The sequence below is a fragment of the Aliivibrio sifiae genome (assembly GCF_002954705.1).
Taxonomy (GTDB): Bacteria; Pseudomonadota; Gammaproteobacteria; order Enterobacterales; family Vibrionaceae; genus Aliivibrio; species Aliivibrio sifiae_A.
This window is the reverse complement of the sequence record NZ_MSCO01000001.1, coordinates 1,930,278-1,955,974: the sequence shown is the minus strand read 5'-3', so window position 1 is coordinate 1,955,974 and position 25,697 is coordinate 1,930,278. Positions and strand designations below refer to the sequence as shown.

General features: G+C 38.7%; 24 protein-coding genes. 17 read left to right on the top strand and 7 right to left on the bottom strand.

What is annotated here, in order from left to right; all coding sequences use genetic code 11:
- The first annotated feature begins 149 nt into the window (after positions 1-149).
- Positions 150-2,279, top strand: a complete 2,130-nt coding sequence (locus BTO22_RS08655) for an AsmA family protein (RefSeq protein WP_105055138.1) — start codon at positions 150-152, stop codon at positions 2,277-2,279.
- 85 nt (positions 2,280-2,364) lie between these two features.
- Here BTO22_RS08655 and cobO read toward each other — a convergent pair whose 3' ends face one another.
- Positions 2,365-2,967 carry a cob(I)yrinic acid a,c-diamide adenosyltransferase gene (gene cobO / locus BTO22_RS08650; protein ID WP_061036607.1) on the bottom strand — a complete coding sequence of 201 codons (603 nt, stop codon included), beginning with the start codon at positions 2,965-2,967 and terminating at the stop codon, positions 2,365-2,367.
- A gap of 133 nt (positions 2,968-3,100) precedes the next feature.
- Here cobO and BTO22_RS08645 point away from each other — a divergent pair, with 133 nt between their 5' ends.
- Complete coding sequence (locus BTO22_RS08645) at positions 3,101-4,552, top strand: HD domain-containing phosphohydrolase (RefSeq protein ID WP_105055137.1); 1,452 nt, start codon at positions 3,101-3,103, stop codon at positions 4,550-4,552.
- A 66-nt stretch (positions 4,553-4,618) separates the two neighbouring features.
- On the opposite strand, the gene BTO22_RS08640 is transcribed toward BTO22_RS08645, so the two are convergent.
- Both BTO22_RS08640 and rne read right to left on the bottom strand, forming a co-directional pair.
- The gene (locus tag BTO22_RS08640; protein WP_105055136.1) at positions 4,619-6,166 is read right to left on the bottom strand and encodes a SulP family inorganic anion transporter; all 1,548 of its coding nucleotides are present in this window, start codon (positions 6,164-6,166) and stop codon (positions 4,619-4,621) included.
- Between the two features lie 175 nt (positions 6,167-6,341).
- Entirely contained in the window at positions 6,342-9,341 is a 3,000-nt protein-coding gene (rne, locus tag BTO22_RS08635; protein WP_105055135.1) for a ribonuclease E, read from the bottom strand.
- Positions 9,342-9,784: 443 nt separating this feature from the next.
- Between rne and rluC the strand changes: the two genes are divergently transcribed.
- A complete protein-coding gene (gene rluC / locus BTO22_RS08630) occupies positions 9,785-10,732 on the top strand; it encodes a 23S rRNA pseudouridine(955/2504/2580) synthase RluC (RefSeq protein WP_105055134.1) in 948 nt (315 codons plus the stop codon).
- 67 nt (positions 10,733-10,799) lie between these two features.
- Here rluC and BTO22_RS08625 read toward each other — a convergent pair whose 3' ends face one another.
- Complete coding sequence (locus BTO22_RS08625; protein WP_105055133.1) at positions 10,800-11,381, bottom strand: Maf family protein; 582 nt, start codon at positions 11,379-11,381, stop codon at positions 10,800-10,802.
- Between the two features lie 133 nt (positions 11,382-11,514).
- Between BTO22_RS08625 and yceD the strand changes: the two genes are divergently transcribed.
- The 14 genes from yceD to ptsG all read left to right on the top strand — a co-directional run bounded on the left by yceD (position 11,515) and on the right by ptsG (position 23,852).
- Positions 11,515-12,036 carry a 23S rRNA accumulation protein YceD gene (yceD, locus tag BTO22_RS08620; protein ID WP_105055132.1) on the top strand — a complete coding sequence of 174 codons (522 nt, stop codon included), beginning with the start codon at positions 11,515-11,517 and terminating at the stop codon, positions 12,034-12,036.
- A 16-nt stretch (positions 12,037-12,052) separates the two neighbouring features.
- On the top strand, positions 12,053-12,223 hold the full coding sequence (rpmF, locus tag BTO22_RS08615; RefSeq protein WP_060991458.1) for a 50S ribosomal protein L32: 171 nt from the start codon (positions 12,053-12,055) through the stop codon (positions 12,221-12,223).
- A gap of 10 nt (positions 12,224-12,233) precedes the next feature.
- Positions 12,234-13,259, top strand: coding sequence for a phosphate acyltransferase PlsX (plsX, locus tag BTO22_RS08610; protein WP_105055131.1), 1,026 nt, complete (start codon positions 12,234-12,236; stop codon positions 13,257-13,259).
- Positions 13,260-13,264: 5 nt separating this feature from the next.
- Complete coding sequence (locus BTO22_RS08605; protein ID WP_060991456.1) at positions 13,265-14,218, top strand: beta-ketoacyl-ACP synthase III; 954 nt, start codon at positions 13,265-13,267, stop codon at positions 14,216-14,218.
- A gap of 65 nt (positions 14,219-14,283) precedes the next feature.
- The gene (gene fabD, locus BTO22_RS08600) at positions 14,284-15,210 is read left to right on the top strand and encodes an ACP S-malonyltransferase (RefSeq protein ID WP_105055130.1); all 927 of its coding nucleotides are present in this window, start codon (positions 14,284-14,286) and stop codon (positions 15,208-15,210) included.
- Positions 15,211-15,225: 15 nt separating this feature from the next.
- Complete coding sequence (gene fabG, locus BTO22_RS08595) at positions 15,226-15,960, top strand: 3-oxoacyl-ACP reductase FabG (protein ID WP_181044621.1); 735 nt, start codon at positions 15,226-15,228, stop codon at positions 15,958-15,960.
- Positions 15,961-16,129: 169 nt separating this feature from the next.
- Positions 16,130-16,363, top strand: a complete 234-nt coding sequence (gene acpP, locus BTO22_RS08590) for an acyl carrier protein (protein WP_017051317.1) — start codon at positions 16,130-16,132, stop codon at positions 16,361-16,363.
- 92 nt (positions 16,364-16,455) lie between these two features.
- Positions 16,456-17,700 carry a beta-ketoacyl-ACP synthase II gene (gene fabF / locus BTO22_RS08585; RefSeq protein ID WP_105055128.1) on the top strand — a complete coding sequence of 415 codons (1,245 nt, stop codon included), beginning with the start codon at positions 16,456-16,458 and terminating at the stop codon, positions 17,698-17,700.
- Positions 17,701-17,799: 99 nt separating this feature from the next.
- On the top strand, positions 17,800-18,609 hold the full coding sequence (gene pabC, locus BTO22_RS08580) for an aminodeoxychorismate lyase (RefSeq protein WP_105055127.1): 810 nt from the start codon (positions 17,800-17,802) through the stop codon (positions 18,607-18,609).
- Positions 18,603-19,613 (top strand): endolytic transglycosylase MltG, encoded by a 1,011-nt coding sequence (mltG, locus tag BTO22_RS08575; RefSeq protein ID WP_105055126.1) that lies wholly within the window; start codon positions 18,603-18,605, stop codon positions 19,611-19,613. The genes pabC and mltG overlap by 7 nt, the downstream gene beginning before the upstream one ends.
- Positions 19,614-19,615: 2 nt before the next feature.
- A complete protein-coding gene (gene tmk / locus BTO22_RS08570; RefSeq protein WP_105055125.1) occupies positions 19,616-20,248 on the top strand; it encodes a dTMP kinase in 633 nt (210 codons plus the stop codon).
- Positions 20,238-21,209 (top strand): DNA polymerase III subunit delta', encoded by a 972-nt coding sequence (holB, locus tag BTO22_RS08565; protein ID WP_105055124.1) that lies wholly within the window; start codon positions 20,238-20,240, stop codon positions 21,207-21,209. Before tmk ends, holB begins: the two co-directional genes overlap by 11 nt.
- 1 nt (position 21,210) lies before the next feature.
- Entirely contained in the window at positions 21,211-21,981 is a 771-nt protein-coding gene (locus BTO22_RS08560) for a TatD family hydrolase (RefSeq protein ID WP_105055123.1), read from the top strand.
- A gap of 440 nt (positions 21,982-22,421) precedes the next feature.
- A complete protein-coding gene (ptsG, locus tag BTO22_RS08555; protein WP_105055122.1) occupies positions 22,422-23,852 on the top strand; it encodes a PTS glucose transporter subunit IIBC in 1,431 nt (476 codons plus the stop codon).
- Between the two features lie 91 nt (positions 23,853-23,943).
- Here the strand turns inward: ptsG and BTO22_RS08550 are convergent, their stop codons facing one another.
- The 3 genes from BTO22_RS08550 to BTO22_RS08540 form a co-directional block, all read right to left on the bottom strand.
- Complete coding sequence (locus tag BTO22_RS08550; protein ID WP_105055121.1) at positions 23,944-24,570, bottom strand: glutathione S-transferase; 627 nt, start codon at positions 24,568-24,570, stop codon at positions 23,944-23,946.
- A 92-nt stretch (positions 24,571-24,662) separates the two neighbouring features.
- On the bottom strand, positions 24,663-24,758 hold the full coding sequence (locus BTO22_RS08545) for a MetS family NSS transporter small subunit (RefSeq protein WP_105055120.1): 96 nt from the start codon (positions 24,756-24,758) through the stop codon (positions 24,663-24,665).
- A 1-nt stretch (position 24,759) separates the two neighbouring features.
- The coding region (locus BTO22_RS08540; RefSeq protein ID WP_181044581.1) for a sodium-dependent transporter at positions 24,760-25,697 on the bottom strand (938 nt) is incomplete at its 5' end.

The window sequence follows — 25,697 nt, the reverse complement described above, 5'->3', positions numbered from 1 at the left end:
AACGTTATCGTTGGCCTTTTTTTGTCTGATTTCTGTTACTTCACGCTATTTAGGTATATAACTATAGGTAACCCTATGTTTATTATGCTTAAGCAATGGCATAATTAACACTCTTGTTACCATTTCAATACATTAGATGGATTTTGGCCGTGAAAAAAATAGCCCTATTAGTTAGCATACCGTTTATCGCTATCATTGCCGCTTTATTGGTGCTGGTATTACTTGTTAACCCTAACGATTTTAAACCCTTGATAAAAGAGCAAGTTGAAGCTCAGACTGGTCGTCAATTAACCATTGATGGTGATATTGAATGGCGATTTTTCCCATCGATAGGTTTCTCTATTGGGAAGACAGCACTAAGTAACCCTGAAGGGTTCGCCACTCCGAATTTAGTTAAGTTTGATAATGCAATTTTGAATCTGAATGTACGTCCATTATTCCATCATGAAATAAATATAGGACTGGTCACTTTAGATGGAGCCTCTTTTACCTTACATACATTAAAAGACGGCGCGACTAATCTTGATAACATAGCGCCGAAAAACACACAGGTTAAAACCAAATCACCAGTATCTGAAGACTCTAATGTGGTTGCTAATGATAACTCTCAACCGAGCACAAGTATCAATGATTGGAAAATCACTTTAGAAGGCATTGCCTTAACGAATGCAGAAGTACTTATTCAAAATGATAAAGTAGGGTCAAAAACAAAACTTAATGACATAAATTTATCATTATCTCAATTTAGTCCGGGAGAATGGGCAAATTTAACGTTCGATGTTGAAGGGGATTTAGGTCAGCAGAAAATATCTCTTGCTGGTAAAACCGATTTAAATATTTTAACTACGTTGGATGCTGTATCGTTAAAGCAGACCGAACTTACAGCATCATATTCAGATGCAACGAATAAATTTAATGATATTACTTTTACGATAGATGAATTTTCTTTTGATGAATGGGCCAACATTAAACTTATTGCAAAAGGGAAAGCAAATGAATTAATGGTTAATTCAGAATCTTCCTTTGCTATTAATGTCCCTAAAACATTAGATCTTATCCGCATTAAGTCATTTAAAAGTACCAATAACGTAAAAGGTAAAGGTTTACCAAATGAAGACGTTACGGCCATTATTGGTTTTGATAGTTCATTTGATTTAAATAAATCCTTATTAAAGGCAGAAAAGCTTACTTTATCTTCTGTCGATACTGATTTTACGGGTAAAGCGAGTGTTGAGTTAAGGGACATCCCGAAAGTACGTTTTTCTTTACGTAGTCCTAATATTGATGTTGATGCACTATTGGCAACATTGCCACAAAACGATACTCAAGTAACTGATGAGAAGGCTAAAACAAGTACATCAAATAGCGCATCAAAGCCCGTTAAAGAAGTTGAGCCTGATTTAAGTGCATTAAAAACACTAGATGTTGCAGGTACTATCATCATTGATAAATTTAAAGCCAATAATGCAAAAATGCAGAATGTAGAATCGGTATTCTCGGTAAATCGCGGGGTATTGGCGTTAACTAAGTTTTATTCTGATTTATACAGTGGTGCCATTGATATGACGGCGACTCTTGATGCTCGTAACTCGACGCCAAGTTATTCTGTTAAGCAAGCGATTAAAGGAGTTAAAGTCGCGCCATTATTAATTGATGTGATGGGAGAAAGCCTAATTGAAGGAACAGGAAGCATTAATCTGAATCTTTCTGGTAAAAGCTTAAAGCCGACAGCGTTGAAACAAAACCTAAAAGGTAAAGCATCGATCAATTTTGCTGATGGCGCGGTAAACGGGGTGAATATTCCACTACTTATCAGAACTACCTATGCCAAAATTAAAGGCGAAAAAGTAAAAGGCAGTGAAGAAGCTGAAAAAACAGATTTTAGTGCATTATCTGCGGACTTTTATTTAGCGAAAGGTAATGCAACGACTAAAAATATTAAGATGGTTTCACCGTTGTTAAGAATTCATGGGGAAGGTTCTGCACATTATATAAATGAAACTGCCAATATGCTGATTAAAACATCAATAGTTGGGTCATTGAAAGGTCAAGGCGGTAAGGAGATTAGTGATCTTAAGGATGTTACGATCCCTATTCGAATTACAGGCCCTTGGGAAAAACCAAAATATAAGCTTGAGTTTGACGATGTAATGCAACAGAAAGCGAAAAAAGAAATTGATCGTGGTATTGAAAAGCTAGAAGAAAAATATGGCGATAAAATTAAGGATGAAAAAGTAAAAGAAGCAGCGGATAAATTGCTAAAAGGGTTATTTAATTAACCTAACTTAATGAGAATGGAATAGAAAATGGCCTGTAATCTTTAATGATACAGGCCATTTTTGTAATTATTGAAAGTGATATTACTTACCAATCTATGCCTTTCAGCGCTTTTACTCCAGAATCAAACGCATGTTTAACATTACGAACTTCAGAAACAGTATCAGCCATTTCTATTAACTCTCGATGCGCTGCTCGCCCTGTAATTACCACAGATTGCATTTTTGGACGATTTATCAAAGCTGTTTTAAGCTCTTCTAAGTCAATATAGCCATAAGTGATCATGTAAGTCATCTCATCTAATAAAACGAGATCGATTGATTCATCAGACAGGCTTTTCTTACACTCTTGCCATACTTGTTGTGCTGCTACTGTGTCCGTAGTTTTATCCTGAGTATTCCAAGTGAATCCTGTTTTCATTACATGAAAAGGAACACCATGGCCCTCTAACAGGTTTCTTTCACCACAATCCCATGTACCTTTGATAAATTGAGCAACGACACAATTCAATCCATGGCCAACAGCCCTCGCTACTGTTCCAAAGCCAGATGTTGTTTTTCCTTTTCCGTTACCTGTAACAACAATTAATAAGCCTTTTTCTATTTGTGCTTTTTCTACACGCTGATCGACGTTCTCTTTTATCTTTGTTTGACGTTGTTTGTAACGTTCATCTTTTGAGCTGCTATTCATTATTATCTCCATGTTAGATCTTGAATCATAGCAATGAATAAATAAGAGTGAAACCTGTTCATCGTAGTGGTCGGATTGAAATTTATCTTTGTTAGTGTGATGATTGTGTTAATTATAAACTAGAGTCATAGAAATGAATTATAAATTAAATACAAAGAGCATTATTTGCTTATATGTTTTTGCTGCGGTTGTTTTTGCTTTTTACGGTGTTTTTGTTTGTCCTTTTATTGAATCGTTACCTAGAGAGATTGTTTTTTTTGAGGTTAATTTAACGTTTATATTTATGTTAATAAGCCGATTTTTTTTAATTCCTCGTTTTACTTTTTTTAGTCGAAAATCCCCATTTTTAACAGAAGTTGTTTTGTTTTCTTTATTCGGATTGGTTATGTCAATTTATATGGGGGCTATTTATGGCTTCCCATTTGAAAGTAATCTTAAAGTTATTTTTGGTATGACAATCTTAGGGGTATTTACTGGAATAATAACAGCACAAATTAGATTGATTGAACTCTATAAGAATATGCCTAAGCAATTCGCCATTAGTACCGATTTGCATGGAGATCGAGAGTCTATAACACAACAATTTACGATGTTAATTGCTCTGCTTGTCATTGCATTAACAACCACATTAGTCATGATTGCGGTCAAAGATTTATTTTGGTTAGAAAGTGCTGAGAACTATTATTTAAGTGGTGAAGGTAAAATAAGCATAATTAAAGAGTTTATTTTTGTGAGTTTTATTCTTTTTCTATACACATTCTCAGTCGTATTTTTGTGGGGAAAGAAATTATCACTTATTTTAAATATGAAAGAGAAAACATTAAATAACGTAGCAGGAGGTGCTCTGAGTGATCGCTTACCTGTTTATAATAATGACGAATTTGGTGTTTTAGCTTCATTAACTAATAAGATGTTATCTAGCTTAGAAGAAAGCCAGACAGAGATCCAACAGACTCGAGATTCTGCTATTGTTGGTTTATCCGCTTTGGCTGAATCAAGAGATAACGAAACGGGTGCGCATATATTACGAACTCAAGAATATATTCGAGTGCTTGCCTTTGATTTAAGAAAGAAAGCAGGCTACTCCAATGTATTAACAGATAGCTACATTAATTTACTTTTTAAATCGGCGCCATTACATGATGTCGGTAAGGTTGGGATCCCTGATGCTATTTTACTTAAACCTGGAAAGTTAACCGATGAAGAATTTGAGATAATGAAAGGTCATGCAATTATTGGAGCAAAAGCACTTGAAGTCGCAGAATCTCAAATGGAAGGTGAAAGCTCATTCTTGCAACTGGCTAAAGAAATCGCACTAACTCATCATGAGAAATGGAATGGCAGTGGTTACCCTCAACAATTAAAAGGTGACGATATTCCTTTATCTGGTCGATTAATGGCTTTGGCTGATGTCTATGATGCTCTTATATCAAAACGAGTTTATAAACCCGGTTTTAGTCATGAGAAGGCAAGAAATATTATTTTAGAAGGTAAGGGCAGTCATTTTGACCCAATTATTGTAGAGTCTTTTTTAAGTGTGGAAATGGAATTTAAAAAGATAGCAGAGCAATATCAAGACAATTAAATATAAAAAATCCCGATAGGATAACCATATCGGGATTTTTATTATCAATCAATTATAAAAGTGAAACTATTGGCTAACCACTTTGTAGATTGGGTCTTCTTGCACATTAATTTCTACTAGGCTACCAGCCTTGTTTAGAAGCGCATGACAATCTTGGCTTAAATGGCGCAGATGTACTTTTTTTCCCGCTTTAGAATAACGTTCAGCAATGGTATCAACCGCTTCAATTGCTGAATGGTCTACAACACGTGATGTAGCAAAATCGATAATGATATCTTGAGGGTCATTATCTACATCAAATAATTCTAAGAAATTAGCTGCAGAGCCAAAGAAGATTGGCCCATTAATTTCATATACTTTAGAGCCTTCTTCGTTCATTGAGTTAGTTGAGTAAATATGTTTTGCGTGTTGCCATGCAAACATAAGCGCAGAAGCAACAACACCAACACCAACGGCTACAGCAAGGTCAGTAAGAACGGTTACTACTGTTACTAAAACAATGACAAAGAAGTCTTGCTTTGGTACGCGACGAGCCAGTTTGAATGTAGCCCATTCAAATGTACCAATAACAACCATGAACATGACCCCAACTAATGCTGCTAGTGGGATCATTTCAATTAAGCCAGAAGCAAATAAGATAAAACCAAGGAGAGCAAGTGCGGCAGTTATTCCAGATAGACGACCGCGACCACCAGAATTCACGTTGATCATTGATTGACCAATCATCGCACAGCCACCCATCGCGCCAAATACAGAGCAAGTAACGTTTGCTACGCCTTGGCCTACACATTCACGGTTAGATTGACCACGAGTACCTGTCATTTCATCAATTACAGTTAGAGTTAGTAATGATTCAATTAAACCGATAGCCGCTAAAATAAGCGCGTAAGGAAAGATGATGTACAGTGTTTCTAAAGATAATGGAACATTAGGTACAGAAAAGGTAGGTAGAGAGCCAGCTAGAGTAGCTGCTTCATCACCACTCATTGTACGTAGGAAATCAACAACCGTACGAGTATCTAAATCTAAGCCTTGAACTAATCCTGTAACAACAATGATAGCAACCAATGAAGAAGGTACTGCTGTTGTTAATTTAGGTAAGAAGTGAATAATTGCCATAGTTACAGCAACTAAGCCAAGCATTAGCATCATTTGCTCGCCCTGAAGCCAATCTAAATTACCTAGTGCATCAGGCGCTTTAAATTGACCAAGTTGAGCAAGGAATATGACGATAGCTAAGCCATTAACAAAACCGATCATTACTGGGTGTGGCACGATACGAATGAACTTACCTAATTTGAATAAACCTGCTGTTATTTGTAGTAGGCCGGCGAGTAAGATTGCTGCAAAAAGGTACTGTACGCCGTGAACTGCTACTAAGCTAACCATTACAACGGCCATCGCGCCAGTTGCGCCAGAAATCATTCCTGGGCGACCACCAATAATTGATGTAATTAAACCGACAATGAAAGCAGCATATAGGCCAACCATAGGGTCAACACCAGCAACAAAGGCGAAAGCAACAGCTTCAGGGACCAGAGCTAACGCAACGGTTAACCCTGATAGAACATCATTCTTCACTGAATGATTAGAAAATTTTGGGAATTCAAACATTATTTTTAGATATCTTCTTGGTTGTTTTTCAAGCATAGTATGCGGCGAATCGTACAGAAAAGCGTGATGAACTTCAATATCTATTCAGATTATTGATATAAAAAAAGCAAGTTACATCGAAATGTAACTTGCTTAATTAGATGGTTTTGTTATTTAGAGGTTAATGCCTAAAAAATTATAAACCTGCTGTTTTTGCCATTGCTGCGCTTGCTTTACCTGTAGCAGTTTGGCTACCGGCTTGCTTAGGTGTAAAGCGCTCAGTTCTGAATGCGGCTGCCGTTACAGTGATTTCTTTAATCTCTGTAGGGCCTGCTGCTTTCGTCATCCCTGAAGATGCTTGACCTTTATATTGTGGCTTAGTAATCACAACATCAGCTTTAGATGGAGTTTCTACTGCAATTTCAACAATAGGCGCTGGCTCTACTACGTCTGCTACTTCAAGAGGAGCGACTTTCTCTTCAACAACAACCTCTACTGGTTCGATAGCAACGGGTGCCTCTACTTTAGTCGGTTCTACTGCTGCAGGTGTCTCTACTACTGGTGCTTCTGTAATAGGAGCTTCAACAATAATTGCTTCTTCAACCACTGGAGCAGCTACGTAAGGAAGTAATACTTTACCCATTGCCATTTCAGGGAAAGCAACACCACCAACTAGTGTTTTCACTGTTGTTGATTTGTTTGCTTCATCCTGTGCATTTTGAGTATCGTTATCAACAAATTTTTCTTGTTGCTGTCTAGCCAATTTCTGCTCTAAGATTCGAGCGTAATCAGGATAAACTTTACCCATAGCCATTTCAGGTGATGCAACACCAGAAAATAGACGAGCAGGATTTACAGGACGACGATCACGACGACGACGGCGTTGACCACTTGCACGTAAATGACGAGGTGAGCGACGATTACGACGCTGACCTTCTTTACGCTCTGTATTTGCTTCAGTCGTTACTGTAGGCTGTTGCGCTTGAGCTTCAACCGTTGTGACAACTTTAGTTTCTACTTCAGCTTCAACTGCTTGACCTGTACGAACTTTTTTCTGTAATTGACGACGTTGACGACGTTGTTTTACTTGAACCGTCTTCTCACGCTTTTCAGCTGGTTTTTCTGATGTTTGAGCTGGAGTTTGTTGTGCTTCAGCTGCCAACTGAATACCTTGTTCAGCAATTTCTTTGCGAACTTTAGGTTGTTTCGTTGGTTTATTTTCAGTTGCTTTTACTGGTTTAGTTGTAGCAACTGGAGCATCTTCAACTTTCTTACCACGACGATTATCATTACGATTTTCGTTGTTGGTACGATTGTCATTGCCGTTACGACGATTATTACGGTTATTACGACCATTTTCGTTACGACGACGATCGTTATTACGGTTTTGATTACGACGTTGCGGTTGTGCTGGTTTTTCTTCTTCTTTTTTCTCAGTCTCAGCAGGTGCTGTTTCTGGTGCAGAGAAGAAATTAGCAATCGCAGAGAAGAAACGGCTAATTAGGCCAGGTTTTTCTTCTGTTGCTGCTGAAGCTTTAGGTGCTGTAGTTTTAGCTTCTGGAGCTTTAGCTACTGGTGCAGCTTGAGTTGGAGCACTGAAACCTTGAAGAACCGGTTCTTCACGTTTTCTTGGTGCAACATTAATCGCTGGAACTTCTTTTGCTTCTGCTTCACGTAATGCTTCTAACTTCTTAGGAAGAAGGTAAGACAGCATTTCTTGTTCTTCACCTTCACGGATACGAATCACTTCAAAGTGAGGTGTTTCCATATCTGAGTTTGGAACAATGATTACACGAACGCTATGGAATTTCTCAATATGCTGAACAGAACGACGTTTTTCATTTAGTAAGTAAGAAGCAATAGCAACAGGTACAACAGCAAGTACTTGAGTTGTGTTGTCTTTTAGAGATTCTTCTTCGATTAAACGTAAAACAGACAGTGCTAGAGATTCATTATCACGAACAACACCTGTACCTGTACAACGAGGACAAATGTGATGGCTTGCTTCAGCTAAAGACGGGCTTAAGCGTTGGCGAGACATTTCTAATAAACCAAAGCGAGAAATACGACCAATTTGAACACGAGCGCGGTCCATACGAACAGCTTCACGCATACGGTTTTCTACTTCACGTTGATGACGAACAGGCGTCATATCAATGAAATCGATAACAACTAGGCCACCTAGATCACGCAAACGTAATTGACGAGCAATTTCATCAGCAGCTTCTAGGTTAGTATTTAATGCTGTTTCTTCGATATCGCCGCCTTTAGTTGCACGAGCTGAGTTGATATCAATAGAAGTCAGTGCTTCTGTTGGGTCAATAACAATTGAGCCGCCAGAAGGTAAGCGCACTTCACGTTCAAAAGCCGATTCAATCTGGCTTTCAATTTGGTAGTGGCTAAATAGCGGTACTTCGCCTTCATATAACTTAACGCGAGATAAGAAATCAGGACGAATAAGTTGGATGTGTTGACGAGCACGATCAAAAATTGTTGGGCTATCAATCAAAATTTCGCCAATGTCACGACGTAAGTAATCACGAATTGCGCGAACAATTACATTACTTTCTTGGTGAATTAGGAAAGGTGCTTGGTTTGATTCAGAGGCGTGTTTAACGGCTTCCCAATGATTTAGGAGTACGTTTAAGTCCCATTCAAGTTCTTCAGCTGATTTACCAACACCGGCAGTACGAACAATTAGACCCATACCTTGAGGTAATTCTAATGTGCTTAATGCTGCTTTTAATTGAGTACGTTCTTCACCTTCGATACGACGAGAAATACCGCCAGCACGAGGGTTATTAGGCATAAGAACAAGGTAGCTACCAGCCAGAGATATGAACGTTGTTAAAGCTGCGCCTTTGTTGCCACGCTCTTCTTTTTCAACTTGAACAATAACTTCTTGGCCTTCTTTCAATACGTCCTTGATATTTGGACGACCTTGATAAGTGTAACCTTGTGGGAAATATTCTTTAGCGATTTCCTTAAGGGGAAGGAAACCGTGGCGATCAGCACCGTAATCAACAAAAGCTGCTTCCAAGCTTGGTTCGATACGGGTGATTTTACCTTTATAAATATTAGCTTTCTTAGATTCGTGACCTGGGCTTTCGATATCTAAATCAAAAAGGCGCTGGCCATCAACTAATGCGACGCGCAACTCTTCCTTTTGGGTTGCGTTAATCAACATTCTTTTCATTAGGGAATACTCATTACAAATTGTCGAGCTTGTGTATCTTAATCCATTTTAAATGGTGCCAGATCCCAAGGCTGATTACATGTGCAGCCTCACGGCTGGAACTCAGGGATGCTCTAGGGCACAATCCACATCAACACTATCGATAAAATAGTGCTGATCCGCAATTATTCGCGGTCGTTAAAACATAAAAAATGGTTTAGGCATAACAAGCAAAAAAACTCAAAGCAGTGTAGATGTCTTACGCCAATTGCTGCATCACCGCATTCGAGCAGTATATTTTTTGTTTTTTTGGTGCTTTTATGCTCACCAAGGTGAAGAAATGGCCATCTGGGCCGATTTCAGGTGCTAACTATAACAGTCAGATCAAGCCTCAGCAATCTTCATTATTTGAAACTGAGGTAAAAAAGGTTCATCAATTAGAATTAAGACAGTAGAATAAGAGAATGAATGAAGATAAACCTAAAGTGCAATTCGTCGAGATCGATGACGACTTTGCAGGGCAACGAATCGATAATTTTCTTCTTGCCCGCTTAAAAAACGTACCAAAAAGTATGATTTACCGAATTGTGCGTAAAGGCGAAGTTCGTGTAAATAAAAAACGTATTAAACCAGAATACAAACTTCAAGAAGGGGATTTAGTTCGTATTCCTCCCGTGAAGATTCCTGAATCGACAGCGCCTGAGTTACCAAGCGTTAAACTGTCTAAAGTTTCAGAACTTGAAAGCTGTATTATTTATGAAGATGACCATCTTCTTATTTTAAATAAACCATCAGGTACAGCTGTACATGGTGGTAGTGGCTTAAAGTTTGGTGCGATTGAAGCATTACGAGCTTTGCGTCCCGATGCTCGTTTTTTAGAGTTAGTGCACCGAATTGATAGAGATACTTCAGGGATCCTCTTAATTGCGAAAAAACGTTCAGCGTTACGTCGCTTACAAGAACAATTCAGAAACAAAACAGTACAAAAATACTATTTTGCTTTAGTTATGGGCCAATGGAAGAGCACGTGTAAAGTGGTTAATGTTCCTTTACTTAAAAATGAAGTGAATAGTATTGTCCGTGTTAATCCGAACGGCAAGCCTTCTGAAACCCGTTTTAAAATTTTAGAAAAATTTGAGCAAGCAACATTAATTCAAGCAAGTCCAATTACTGGACGCACTCACCAAATTCGCGTACATGTTCAACATGCAGGTCATCCAATTGGTTGGGATGATCGTTATGGCGACAGACGATTTGATGCCTATTCTGGTCAATTTGGTTTAGACCGATTGTTTTTGCATGCGGCAAATATTAAATTTACTCATCCAAGTACAGAAGAAGTAATGGATATCAGTGCACCAATGGAAGCTAAATTAGAACAGGTTCTAAAAGCTCTACGCTCTAAAAAGTAATCTTATTTTTTGTTATTTCTAGCGATAAGTGTCGAATTGATACTTATCGCTTTTTTTTTAATACGATTTAAAGAACTGAAAAATGTTGACGTTCTAACATATCAATTAAAGATATTAGAGGAAGGCCGATAAGCGAGTTAGGGTCTTTTCCTTCTAATTTATTAAATAATGCGATACCTAAACCTTCACATTTAAAACTACCAGCACAATACAATGGCATTTCTTTATCAACATAGTTTTCAATTTGCTGTGAGGTTAATTGACGAAAATGAACATGAAACTCTTCACAAAGAGTTTCCGCGCTCATTGTTGTTGTATTGAGCAAGGATAAGCCCGTGTAAAAAGTGATTGTTTGCCCACTGGCTTTTTGAAGCTGAATAATTGCTTTTTCGCGTGTTAATGGTTTACCAATAATCTGACCGTTGATTACGCAGACTTGGTCGGATCCTATGATCAGGTGATTAGGATCTTTTATGTTACAGGAGCGGGCTTTTTGTTCTGCTAAGCGAATGACTAATGCAGTAGGTAATTCATTTTCTTGTGGTGTTTCATCGCAATTGGGTGAAATTGCATCAAAAGGAACTTGGATCTTCTCCAAGATCGAGCGGCGAAAAGGTGATGTTGAAGCTAGAATCAGTTTTGGTTGCATAATGGGTTCTTCTTCTTTAATTTTTCGTTTATTATTAGCAACTCTGCTGAAATAGCAACTGGGAAGAAAAAAAGCATAATTTTTGCCATTTTTCTTTGACTCGAAGGCTTTAGAAAGATAAGATGCGCGCCCTATGCAAAAGGTAAAATTACCACGAACAGTTGATGCAATCCAAAACGCTCAACGAAGATTAGACTACGATGGAATCATCCAATCTGATATTTTAAAGCGTTTGGCTGAGTCTACTGTAGATGTGAAAAGTGATGCTGAAGTCACAATGTCGTTTAAAGTTGACGAACAACGACTAGCCGTTATCTCTGGTAAAGCTAACGTCAATGTGTTGTTGGAATGTCAACGCTGTAATGAAAATTTTGAACATCACCTAAATGTATCATTTAAGTGTACGCCTTTTTTAAGCGAAGAGAAGGCAGCTCTTGTTCCTGAGGAATATGAGTTTGTAGATTTAAATGAAGTAGGTGAAGTTGATCTCGTTGAGTTGGTAACTGATGAGTTCATTCTAGCGTTGCCGCAAGTCGCTATGCATGACATTAAAGATTGTCAGGTCAAATCTAACAATTTGGTATTTGGTGAAATTCCTGAAGAGGAAGAGAAACCGAATCCGTTTGATGTTTTAAAATCTTTAAAACAACAGTAATTGAGGAGTAGGGTCCATGGCCGTACAAAAGAGCAAGAAATCACGTTCAATGCGTGGCATGCGTCGTTCACACGATGCACTAACTACAAGTGCATTATCTGTAGACGCAACTAGTGGCGAAACTCACCTTCGTCACAACGTTACAGCTGACGGTTACTACCGTGGCCGCAAGGTAATCAACAAGTAAGGTTGACGCTTTGCAGCAGCTAACCATTGCAATTGATGCGATGGGTGGGGACTTCGGTCCCCAAGTTACAGTGCCTGCCATCGTGCAGGCATTGTCGCAATTCCCAGAGCTAAAAATTATTGTTGTTGGAGATCGTCATGCGATTTCTACACAGCTAACACATCTAAATTATACCCCCAATCAACGACTTTCTATTGCACATAGCGACAGCGTTATAGGCAACAACACTCCACCTTCAAAAGCACTACGGCACAGTCGTGGTAGTTCAATGCGAATGGCCATTGATTTAGTTGCCAATAAAGAAGCTGACGCGTGCATTAGCGCTGGCAATACTGGTGCACTTATGGGGCTTTCTCGTTTTACCTTGAAGCTTCTCCCTGGTGTTGAACGTCCTGCATTAATTAGTCCTTTACCTACGAAAAATAATCAACGCACTTGGATGCTTGATCTTGGCGCAAACGTATCGTGTGATGCTGAGACGTTATTTCAATTTGCCGTAATGGGTTCTGAATTAGCAGAGCAGTCATTAGGACGCAGAGCCAAAGTGGCGTTGTTGAATATTGGTGAAGAAGAAATAAAAGGCAACGATCAAATAAAACGATGCGCAGAAATGCTACATCAATGCAAAGATATTGAATTTATCGGTTATATTGAAGGCGATAAGCTTTATCAAGGCAATGCAGATGTAGTAGTGTGTGATGGTTTTGTCGGTAATGTATGCTTAAAAACCAGTGAAGGTGTTGCGCATTTATTTTTAGAACAACTAAAATCACACCTGATCACGTCTAAATTTAAACAAGTTTTAGCGAAATGGCTCTTTGGTGATGTCATTTCTAGCTTAAAAGAGCTGAACCCCGACCAGTATAACGGCGCAAGTCTGATAGGATTGCGTGGCATTGTTGTTAAGAGTCATGGAAGTGCAGATGTATTTGCCTTTAACAATGCCATCAAGGAAGCGGTTCATGAGGTCAAGCGACAAATACCTAACCGTATTAGTGATCGCTTGGAGGCAGTTTTACTCGAGAGGCATTATTAGTCTTCATGTATAGCAAAATTTTAGGTACTGGTAGCTATTTACCAGCACAAATTCGCTCAAATGCGGATTTAGAAAAAATGGTCGATACTAGTGATGAGTGGATCTTAGCTCGTACAGGTATTAGTGAACGCCGCATTGCTGGTGAAAATGAATCAGTGGCCACAATGGGCCACCTTGCTTCTGTTAATGCAATTGAAATGGCTGGAATCGATAAGAATGATATTGATCTGATTATCTTAGCGACAAGTACACCAACGTACTCATTTCCATCTGCTGCGTGTGAAGTTCAAGGCCTATTAGGCATTCAAGGTTGCCCTGCATTTGATTTATCAGCAGCTTGTTCAGGCTTTGTTTATGCATTGAGTGTTGCAGACCAACACATTAAAACAGGCATGGCAAAGAATGTATTAGTTATTGGTTCTGATGCTGTTTCTCATACTTGTGATCCTGAGGACCGTTCAACTGTCATTCTGTTTGGTGACGGGGCTGGTGCGGTTGTTATTGGTCAAAGTGAAGAGCCTGGAATTATCTCTACGCATTTACATGCTGATGGAAAATTTGGTGAGTTGCTTTCTTTACCTGTACCTTCTCGTAAAAATGAAGAAGCAGATAAATGGTTATATATGGCGGGTAATGAAGTCTTTAAAGTTGCCGTTACTCAGCTATCAAACCTAGTTAAAGAAACGCTTCAGAAAAACCAAATGGATAAATCAGAACTTGATTGGTTAGTACCACATCAAGCTAATTTACGAATTATTAAAGCAACAGCGAAAAAACTATCTATGTCAATGGATCAAGTTGTTGTCACTCTGGATCGTCACGGTAATACCTCTGCAGCCACAGTGCCTACGGCATTAGATGAAGCTGTTCGTGATGGACGAATTCAACGTGGTCAAACCTTATTGCTTGAAGCATTCGGTGGCGGCTTTACGTGGGGTTCGGCACTCGTTAAGTTTTAAGTAAGAAATTAGGCCTTTATATTGGTCTAATCTCTTTATACGCTTATTTAAAGGAAATAATGTTCATGAGCAATTTTGCTATCGTTTTCCCAGGTCAAGGCTCACAAGCTATTGGCATGCTTGCTGAATTAGGTGAGCAACACGAGGTTGTAACGCAAACTTTTACAGAAGCATCAGAAGCGCTGGGTTATGACTTATGGTCACTTGTTCAAAATGGCCCTGCGGAAGATTTAAATCAAACATTTCGTACTCAGCCTGCATTATTAGCAACCTCTGTTGCATTATGGCGTGTATGGCAAGAGCAAGGCTTAACACAACCAGCTGTTTTAGCGGGTCATAGTCTTGGTGAATACTCAGCACTTGTATGTGCTGGTGTTATTGATTTTAAAGAAGCAATTAAATTGGTGGAACTACGTGGCCAATTGATGCAAGAAGCGGTTCCTGCTGGTGTTGGTGCAATGTACGCTATCATTGGCTTAGACAATGAATCTATTGCTAAAGCATGTGAAGACGCTGCACAAGGTGAAGTGGTTTCTCCTGTAAACTTTAACTCGCCAGGTCAAGTTGTTATCGCTGGTAATAAAGATGCAGTAGAGCGTGCTGGTGTATTATGTAAAGAAGCGGGTGCAAAACGAGCATTGCCTTTACCAGTATCAGTACCTTCTCATTGTGCATTAATGAAACCTGCGGCTGATAAATTAGCTGTTGCATTAGGAAATATTGAATTTTCAACACCGACATTACCTGTTATCAATAATGTTGATGTGGTTGCTGAATCAGATCCTGCAAAAATTAAAGACGCGCTTGTTCGTCAATTATACTGCCCAGTACGTTGGACTGAAGTAGTAGAAACAATGGCAGAACAAGGCGTAGAAACACTATATGAAGTTGGCCCAGGTAAAGTTCTTACTGGTTTAACTAAACGAATCGTTAAATCACTTAGCGCAGCAGCAGTAAATGATGCTGCTTCCTTGAAGCTCCTAAGTAATTAAAGGGAATAGTAAATGATGAATTTAGAAGGCAAAATTGCCTTAGTTACTGGCGCTAGCCGTGGCATTGGTCGTGCGATTGCTGAGCTATTAGTATCACGCGGAGCAACGGTTATTGGTACTGCGACTTCTGAAAATGGTGCCGCTGCAATTGGTGAATATTTAGGCGAGAACGGTAAAGGTCTTGCATTAAATGTTACTGATGCAGAGTCTATTGCAGCTGTACTTAAAACAATCAATGACGAGTTTGGTGCGATTGACATTTTAGTTAATAACGCAGGTATTACTCGTGATAACTTACTTATGCGCATGAAAGATGATGAATGGATGGATATCTTAGATACTAACCTAACGTCTATTTTCCGTTTATCTAAAGCGGTTCTTCGTGGCATGATGAAAAAACGTAATGGTCGTATTATCAACGTAGGTTCGGTTGTTGGTACTATGGGTAATGCGGGTCAAACAAACTACGCAGCGGCAAAAGCAGGTGTCATTGGTTTTACTAAATCAATGGCACGTGAAGTTGCTTCTCGTGGTGTAACAGTAAATACTGTTGCTCCAGGTTTTATCGAAACTGATATGACAAAAGCCTTGAATGATGAGCTGCGAGCTGCAACACTATCATCTGTACCTGCTGGTCGTTTAGGTGACCCTAAAGAAATTGCTGCTGCAGTAGTATTTTTAGCGTCTCCAGAAGCAGCTTATATCACAGGCGAAACTTTGCATGTGAATGGCGGCATGTACATGGTTTAATTTATGAAATTGATTTAAGGGTGACTTAAGTCAATTTTGGGTTAAAATTGCACTAAAAATCACGAATTTCGTGGTTTGACCAGCGATCTTAGCCTTGCAACTTTCTTATTAATGAATAAAATACAGCAAGTATCGCAAATCAGCGAAATCTGTAATTAGGAAAATTAAAATGAGCAATCTTGAAGAACGCGTAAAGAAAATCATCATTGAGCAACTAGGTGTAGATGAAGCTGAAGTTAAAAACGAAGCATCATTTGTTGATGACCTAGGTGCAGATTCACTAGATACAGTTGAACTAGTAATGGCTTTAGAAGAAGAGTTTGACACTGAGATTCCAGATGAAGAAGCTGAGAAGATCACAACTGTTCAAGCTGCTATCGACTACGTAACTAGCGCACAGTAAGAAATACCCTCCAGGCGGTCATCTTGACCGCCTGAGTTTTTTTATACGCAACAATCCCTATCTAATTTCAATTAATTCCGGAGAATTATATCGTGTCCAAACGTCGTGTAGTAGTTACAGGCATGGGTATGCTAACACCGGTGGGTAACACTGTTGAAGCATCTTGGAAAGCGCTGTTAGCAGGTCAAAGTGGTATCGTTAATATCGAACACTTTGATACCACTGAGTTTACAACTCGTTTTGCAGGTCTAGTAAAAGACTTTAATGCTGAAGAGTACATGTCTAAAAAAGACGCTCGTAAAATGGATTTATTTATTCAATACGGTGTGGCTGCTGGCATCCAGGCATTAGATGACTCGGGTTTTAACGTTACTGAAGAAAATGCACATCGTATCGGTGCTGCTATTGGTTCTGGTATTGGTGGTCTTGGCTTAATTGAAGCTGGCTACAAAGCATTTTCAGAAAAAGGTCCTCGTAAGATCAGCCCGTTTTTCGTGCCTTCAACCATCGTTAATATGATCGCAGGTCATATGTCGATCATGCGCGGTCTACGTGGTCCTAATATCGCAATTTCAACGGCTTGTACGACAGGTCTTCATAATATTGGTCATGCTGCACGTATGATCGCTTATGGTGACGCTGATGCAATGCTAGCGGGTGGTGCTGAAAAAGCATCTACTGAGCTAGGTATGGGCGGTTTTGGTGCAGCTAAAGCACTATCAACGAACAATGAGAACCCACAAGGTGCTTCACGTCCTTGGGATAAAAACCGTGATGGTTTTGTTCTAGGTGATGGTGCAGGTATGATGGTTCTTGAAGAATATGAACACGCAAAAGCTCGCGGTGCAAAAATCTACTGTGAACTAGTTGGTTTTGGTATGAGCGGTGATGCTTATCACATGACTTCACCAACACCAGACGGTTCTGGTGGTGCGCTAGCGATGGAAGCTGCAATGCGTGATGCTGGGGTAACGGGTGAACAAATCGGTTATGTTAATGCTCATGGTACTTCAACACCTGCGGGTGATGTTGCTGAAGTTAAGGGCATCAAACGTGCGCTTGGCGAAGCGGGTACTAAACAAGTATTAGTATCATCAACAAAATCAATGACAGGTCACTTATTAGGTGCTGCCGGTTCTGTTGAAGCAATTATTACAGCACTTTCTTTAGTTGATCAAATTGTTCCACCTACGATCAATCTTGATGATCCTGAAGATGGCCTAGATATTGATCTAGTTCCTCATACTGCTCGTAAAGTAAATGATATGGAATACGCGATTTGTAATTCATTCGGCTTTGGTGGTACGAATGGTTCATTAATCTTTAAGAAAATGTAATAACTTGTTTGTGAGGCTTAATTAGTTTCCAAGAGTCAGTTACACTTTAAAGGCGGTTTGATATTATATCAAACCGCCTTTTTCTTATCTGGAGCTTTTATGTATTGGGTTAATGGAGTGGAATCAGAAACATTGCCAATTAATGATCGAAGTACTCAATACGGTGATGGATTTTTCACGACCATGAAGGTAAACAACGGTGAAATACGTTTGTGGTCTTTTCATTTCGAGCGCTTAACGAGTTCATCTCAGCGTTTAGGTATTACTCCGCCTAACTGGAAAAAGATTGAAAAGCAAGTTCATACTATTGCTGAAAAGATAAATAATGGTGGAATTAAAATTTTAATCAGTCGAGGGGCTGGAGGTCGAGGTTACTCTCCTAAAGGTTGTAATAATACTCAAGTGATTATCTCTGATTTTCAATATCCAGCTCATTATAAGCAATGGCAAGAAGAAGGTATCGAATTAGGTGTTTCAGCAATTAAGCTTGGCCTATCATCTCCGTTACTGGTAGGGATGAAGCACTTAAATCGTTTAGAGCAAGTATTAATTAAAGATGAAATTTCAAAAACTGTGTATCTTGATGCAATTGTTCTTGATCTTAATAACCATGTTATCGAAACATCAATAGGTAATCTTTTTTGGGTTAAGGATGATAGAATCTTTACTCCAAAATTATCTTTTTCTGGTGTAGAAGGTGTGATGAAAAAGCACATTGGGCAACTAGCAAAAGAGTTTCAATTAGAGCTAGAAGAAGTAAGTGCTGCGCTATCTGAGTTGGAAAATGCAGACGAAGTCTTTATAACTAATGCTTTATTTGAAATTGTACCAATCAATGCAATTGTTAATACAGAATTCACTCAACATAAATTTACACACAGATTTCAGGAGAAGTTGTACTCGTGTTAAAGAAATTTTTATTCCTTATTTTATTGATAGCGATAGGAACAGCTGGTTTAGGCTTCTGGAGTTACCAACAAGCCAGTCAATTTACAGAGCAACAAGTTGCACTAGATAAAGCTCAATTAATTGAAGTGAAATCGGGTACTAGTTATCGCAAATTGATCAGTCAATTTGAAAAAAATGGTTGGATTACCGATATAAAATGGGCCCGTTTTACTCATAAATTATCACCAGAGTTAACAGAAATTAAAGCGGGAACTTATTGGATTGAGCCCAATCAATCACTTGCTTCTGTATTAATGCAATTGAAAACAGGAAAAGAGCACCAATTTTCGATCACTTTTGTTGAAGGAAGTCGCTTTTCTGAATGGCAACAACAACTAGAACAAGCTCCGTATTTAAAGCACGAATTAAGTGAGTTATCAGAAAAAGGGATAGCCAATAAACTGGGTATTGAACGCTCAAAATTAGAAGGGTTATTTTTAGCTGAAACGTATCACTATACAGCAGGTATGAGTGATCTTGATATTCTAGAGCGTTCTCATAACGCATTAGTGACAGTATTAGATAGTGAGTGGGAAACTAAATCAGCAAACCTACCTTTAAAGTCATCTTATGAAGCGCTGATTTTAGCCTCTATTATAGAAAAAGAAACGGCGATTGACTCAGAAAGAGAGCGAGTATCTTCGGTATTTGTGAATCGTTTAAAGCGTGGTATGCGTTTACAAACGGATCCAACCGTAATCTACGGTATGGGAGATAAATATGACGGTAATATCCGCAAGAAAGACCTACGTACACCAACAGCTTATAATACGTATACCATGAGTGGTTTACCGCCAACGCCGATAGCAATGGCTGGCCCTGCTTCAATTAAAGCCGCATTACACCCAGAAACTAGCCGTTACCTTTATTTTGTTGCAGACGGTACTGGCGGTCACAAATTTACTAAATCATTAGTTGAGCATAACAAAGCAGTTAGAGCTTACCTACGAACCTTAAGAAATTAATCATGTCTAAGTTTATTGTAATTGAAGGCCTAGAAGGCGCAGGTAAAAGCACTGCAATTAAAAATGTATTAGCGACTTTAGCTAAGCATGGTATTGAGAATCCTGTAACAACACGAGAGCCTGGTGGTACGCCATTAGCTGAGAAAATGCGTGAACTAGTAAAGGAAGGTCACCCTGATGAGCCCCTAACTGATATGGCTGAGTTATTATTACTGTATGCAGCACGAGCACAGCTAGTTGGTAATGTAATTAAGCCGGCATTAGCGAGAGGCGAGTGGGTGGTTGGTGATCGACATGACCTATCTTCACAAGCTTATCAAGGTGGTGGTCGTGGTTTTGATCGTGATTTAATGGCGACAATGCGAAATACTGTTCTTGGTGATTTCAAACCAGATTTCACTATCTATATGGACATTGATCCTAAATTAGGTCTTCAACGGGCATCCGCTCGTGGAGAGCTAGATCGAATTGAACAGATGAAGCTGGATTTTTTTGAGCGCAGTCGTGAACGTTATTTAGAATTTGCTAATAGTGATGAAAGTATTATTATTATTGATGCAGGACAAGATTTAGATACAGTAACAGAGTCAATTATTAGTGAATTAGACACTTGGTTAGTAACGAATGGCAACTAAACTTTACCCTTGGCAACAGGGTGTTTGGCAGCAATGGCAACAATTAATATCGACAGATAGGTTGCCTCATGCAATTTTATGCGCGATGCCAGATGGAACAGGTAGAGACACACTTGTTCAATACTTTTCTGATACTTTATTGTGCTTAACACAAGGTACTGAACCTTGTGGTTTCTGTCATAGCTGTGGTTTAGTTGAATCAGGAAATCATCCTGATTTACACTGGATCAAACCTGAAGTTGAAGGTAAATCGATATCGGTTGATCAGATAAGACAATGTAATTTGTGGGCTCTAGAATCATCGCAATTTAATGCTAAGCGAATGATTATTATTGAACCTGCAGAGAAAATGACAGAATCAGCGGCAAATGCACTGTTAAAAACATTAGAAGCTCCACCTAAAAACTGTCAGTTTGTTTTGCTGGCTAATTCTCCGCATCATTTATTGCCTACGATCCGGAGCCGTTGTCAGGTTTGGCAGCAACCAGAGATCAGTAGTGAAGTGATAGAGCAGTGGTTAGAAGACACAGAAAAGCTAAAAGTGAGCAAGCAATCTATTATATTAAATGGTTACTTACCTCTAGCGGTTAAAAGTTTTTATCAAGATAAAAAACAATCGGCTCATCAACAGTTACTGTCTTGTTTTGATGCTTGTGTTAATTCTTCTTTTTGTCATACATCTGATATCGTGAAAAGCCTGATAAAGTTAGATGATGAAGGTTTATGTTGGTTAAGCTACTTATTGTCAGATGTTCAAAAGAGGCAATTAGGAATTATTACAGGCTGGGTGCATTGCGATGAAAAAGGCATTATTGAACGCTTAGCAATGAGTATCCCTGCTAATACAATTTATAAACAATATTTAAGTTTGAATGCGTTAAGACAACAGTTGAATGCTCATTCAGGATTAAATAAAGAGTTATTATTAACTGAATGGTTATTTGAGTTCATTGGAGAGTAATGTGTTAGTTGATTCACACTGCCATTTAGACAAATTAAATTACAGTGATTTACATACAAATGTTGCGGATGTACTTGAAAAGGCAAAACAACGTGGTGTTGAACAGTTTCTGACTGTTGGCGTAACATTAGATGCTTTTCCTAATATGATGGAAATGATTAAAGATCATCCTGAAGTTCATGCTTCTTGTGGTATTCATCCACTAGATGTTGATTCTGATTTTGATTTATTTCTTTTTCGTCAATACGCTGAAAATGAACGTGTTATTGCTATAGGTGAAACTGGGTTAGATTATTTTTATCAACCAGAAAGTGCCCCTCGTCAGCGCGATCTATTCGAGCAGCAAGTTGAAGTCGCTGTTGAGTATAATAAGCCACTTATTATACATACTCGACAAGCTCGAGAGGATACGTTAGCTATTCTAAAAAATGGTAAAGCAGATAAATGTGGTGGCGTTATTCATTGTTTTACAGAAGATTGGGCATTCGCAGAAGCGGCTATGGAGCTTGGCTTTTATATTTCAATTTCAGGCATAGTAACTTTTAATAAAGCGGCAGAGTTGAAAGATGTGGTTCGTCGTTTACCACTAGAACGTTTACTTGTTGAAACTGATTCACCTTATTTGGCACCGGTTCCATTTAGAGGAAAAGAGAATCAACCAGCTTATGTAAGAGATGTTGCTGAATATATTGGGCTATTAAAAGGGAAATCATTCGAAGAAGTCGCTCAAGTAACAACGAATAATTTCAAAAATCTTTTTTTGAACAAATAATTTTATTTAGATTGAAAAACAATCAAAAGGGAGGTTTTTACCTCTCTTTTTTTTGTTTAATTGATTTTACACAGCTTTAAAGCAGGCAAACGATTAACTGTGCGCTTTATTTGACCTATCTATTTTTGTTGCTAAAAATAACATTTATTTTTTTTAACTTGTTGGTTTTTTTTAAATAAAATCATATGGTTGAATAAAACTTGTATTTTTATTGTCACTTTTACTACGCCTTGCTTTTGTGATCACTGCAGGGTTTTAAAACATTAAATGAAAACATGCTAGAAAGTGTTTTTACATAGGTCTATATTTAGCGACAGTTTGATTAGAGATACGAATGCTTACAAAATTATGAGTTACATATAGGCAAGGGGGATATTGCCGTAATTGATAAGTAAGAACTAACTGTTTCCAATTGTATTTATAAATATTAGGAGCAAAACATGTTTAAACACCTTTTTGCCAGTTTACAGAAAGTTGGTAAGGCACTTATGTTGCCTGTATCAGTTCTTCCTGTAGCAGGTATTCTTTTAGGAGTTGGTGCAGCCAACTTTAGTTTCCTTCCAGAAGTTGTTTCTCATTTAATGGAACAAGCTGGTGGTTCAGTATTCGGTCAAATGGCTCTGCTATTTGCTGTGGGTACTGCACTTGGTTTTACAAACAATGATGGTGTTGCTGGTCTAGCCGCTGTTGTTGGCTACGGCATCATGGTTGCTACACTTAAAGTGATGGCAACAGTAATGGGTGTTGATGGTATCGAGACTGGTGTTCTTGGTGGTATCCTTGCTGGTGGTCTTGCTGGTTGGGCATTCAACAAGTTTTACCGTATTCAACTTCCTGAATACCTAGGCTTCTTCGCTGGTAAGCGTGCTGTGCCAATCGTTACTGGTTTTGCATCTATCGCTCTAGGTTTAATCCTATCTGTAGTTTGGCCTCCTGTTGGCGGTGCTATTGCTGCATTCTCTGATTGGGCTGCACATCAAAACCCTGTAGCTGCATTTGGTATCTATGGTGTAATTGAACGTTCTCTTATTCCTTTTGGTCTTCACCATATTTGGAACGTACCATTCTTCTACGAAGCAGGTACTTGTACAAACAATGCTGGTGAGCAAGTTCACGGTATAATGACTTGTTTCCTTACTGCTGATGACGCATCTCGTGCTGCTGGTAACGGTTTTGGTCAACTTGCCGGTGGTTACTTATTCAAAATGTTCGGTCTTCCTGCTGCTGCAATTGCAATTGCACACTCAGCAAAACCTGAAAACCGTGCTAAAGTAATGGGTATCATGGCATCCGCTGCGTTAACTTCATTCCTTACTGGTATCACTGAACCAATTGAATTCGCGTTCCTATTTGTTGCTCCTGTTCTTTATGCTATCCACGCAGTACTTGCTGGTGTTGCATACATGCTAACTAATGCGTTAGGTATTGTTCACGGTCACACATTCTCGAATGGTTTCATTGACTTTGTAGTTCAATCACCACGCGCAGAGAACATGCTTCTTCTTGTTGGTCTTGGCCTTGTTTATGCAGTTGTTTACTACATTGTATTCCGTTTTGTAATTAAAGCGATGGACCTTAAGACTCCAGGTCGTGAAGACGAAGATGAGAATGCAGGTCCTGCTGTTACTGGTTCTGAATTAGCAGGTGAGTTAGTTGCTGCATTTGGTGGCAAAGAGAACATCACAAACCTTGATGCTTGTATCACTCGTCTACGTGTTTCTGTAGCAAGTGTTGAAGCGGTTAATCAAGACAAATTGAAACAACTTGGCGCTGCTGGTGTTGTTGTTGCAGGTTCTGGCGTTCAAGCTATTTTCGGTACTAAATCGGATAACCTGAAAACAGACATGAATGAGTGGATTGCTCATAACTAATTTGCGATTCTATCGATGAATAATAAAAGGAGACTTTCGAGTCTCCTTTTTCTGTTTCTGGCTTGAAGAAAATCGAAGATAAGCAAAGGTATTACCTTTCAGGAAATGAGGTATCTTGATTTGAGTCTAGCCAAATAGGGTATTTCTTCATAATCGAGAGGAACAGCTCTGAATCAATGAAAGTCGTAAGCCAGTGCTGTACGTGTTGATATTTACTTTGGTTAAACCAATGAATATCTACAAACGCAAATTGTCGTATAAAAGGTAAAATAGCAATATCAGCAAAACTGTATTCATCGCTAAATAATCTATTTGAATTAGTTAACTGTCGTTCTAGTTTCTCTAAAAATATCTCACCTTGTTCACGGTAGTAAACTTCTGAATGTTCAGGGTAGCGATCAGCGTATTTGTATTTATCTAACCAGCCTTTAAATACCTCATCATTTTCTTTTATTAATAAATGCATGGTACTCGTTGCTGAATTTAATAGTTGTGAGCCTTCTAAAGCCCATTTCATGATATCTAAGCTTTCATCTATCACATGCCCATCTTTTTCAATTAAAACAGGAACAGTGCCTTTAGGGGATGCCTGTATCATTGCTTCGGGTTTATGTTTTAATATGATTTCACGAAGTTGTACCGATTTTTCAGAGAGAGCAAGCCCAAGCCGTGCTCGCATAGCGTAAGGGCAGCGACGAAATGAATAGAGAATGGTCATTTTTACCTTCTAAATTAATTTAAAATGAAACGGCGAAAAAAAAGCAGATCCGAAGATCTGCTTTAAGACTAACATTTTCTAGAAAGTAGTTTCTAGTTACTGTTCATCGCTTTACGGATACAGAAGGTTGCGCCTCCCCAAGTGATCCCTAAACCAATAATCATCATGATAATTGCCCCAGTTGTCATATTAAGCCTCCTTGCTTGATTTATTAATAATAATACCTACCACTAGCATTGCGGCGATAAGGCCCCAACCTAACAGTAATAGGTCTGATTGAGCATAGCCGCCGTAACCATCAGTTAATGTATTTACAATATTAGTGCCTAAGATAACGATTAAGAATATAGGACTGATAAAGCGTAAGCAGATTTCAAACCATTTCCCAATAGTAAACTCAGATATTTTATTTACGTGCGAACGGATATCAGCCAGTTTCACTAACCAACCCATAATAAACAGTTCGATCAAACAACTTGCTAGTAGCGCAATGTTATTAATGAAGTAATCGACTAGGTCAAGAAGCAGTAGTCCACCATTAGTTGCGAACGCCATTGATACAATTAAGCCAATGCTACATACAATCAATGCCGCTTTTTTACGTGACCAATTTAATTTATCAATAAATGCAGAGGTTACCGCTTCAATAATTGAAATGTGAGAACTTAGTCCAGCAACAACTAAAGCAAAGAAGAACAGAGGACCAAGAATATAAGGAGCTGGTAATAAATTGATGGCTGCTGGAATAGTAACAAATGCAAGACCAACACCAGCACTAACAACCTCAGTTAATGGTTTGCTTTGTTCATGCGCCATATTTCCTAGGATAGAGAAAATAAGAATACCTGCGATAATAGAGAAACCGCAGTTAATCAGTACTGTCATAAAGGCATTGTTATTTACATCTGATTTTTCAGGAAGGTAACTTGAATAAGCTAGCATGATTGCGAAACCGACACTCAGTGTAAAGAAGATTTGGCCATAAGCCGCAGACCATACTTTTGGATCTGTGATTTTACTAAAGTCTGGTTGGAATAGATAATTAAGACCATCTAACGCACCAGGTAAGAAAACCATTCGTCCGATCAGTGCAATTACCATGATAAATAGTAAAGGCATCATTATTT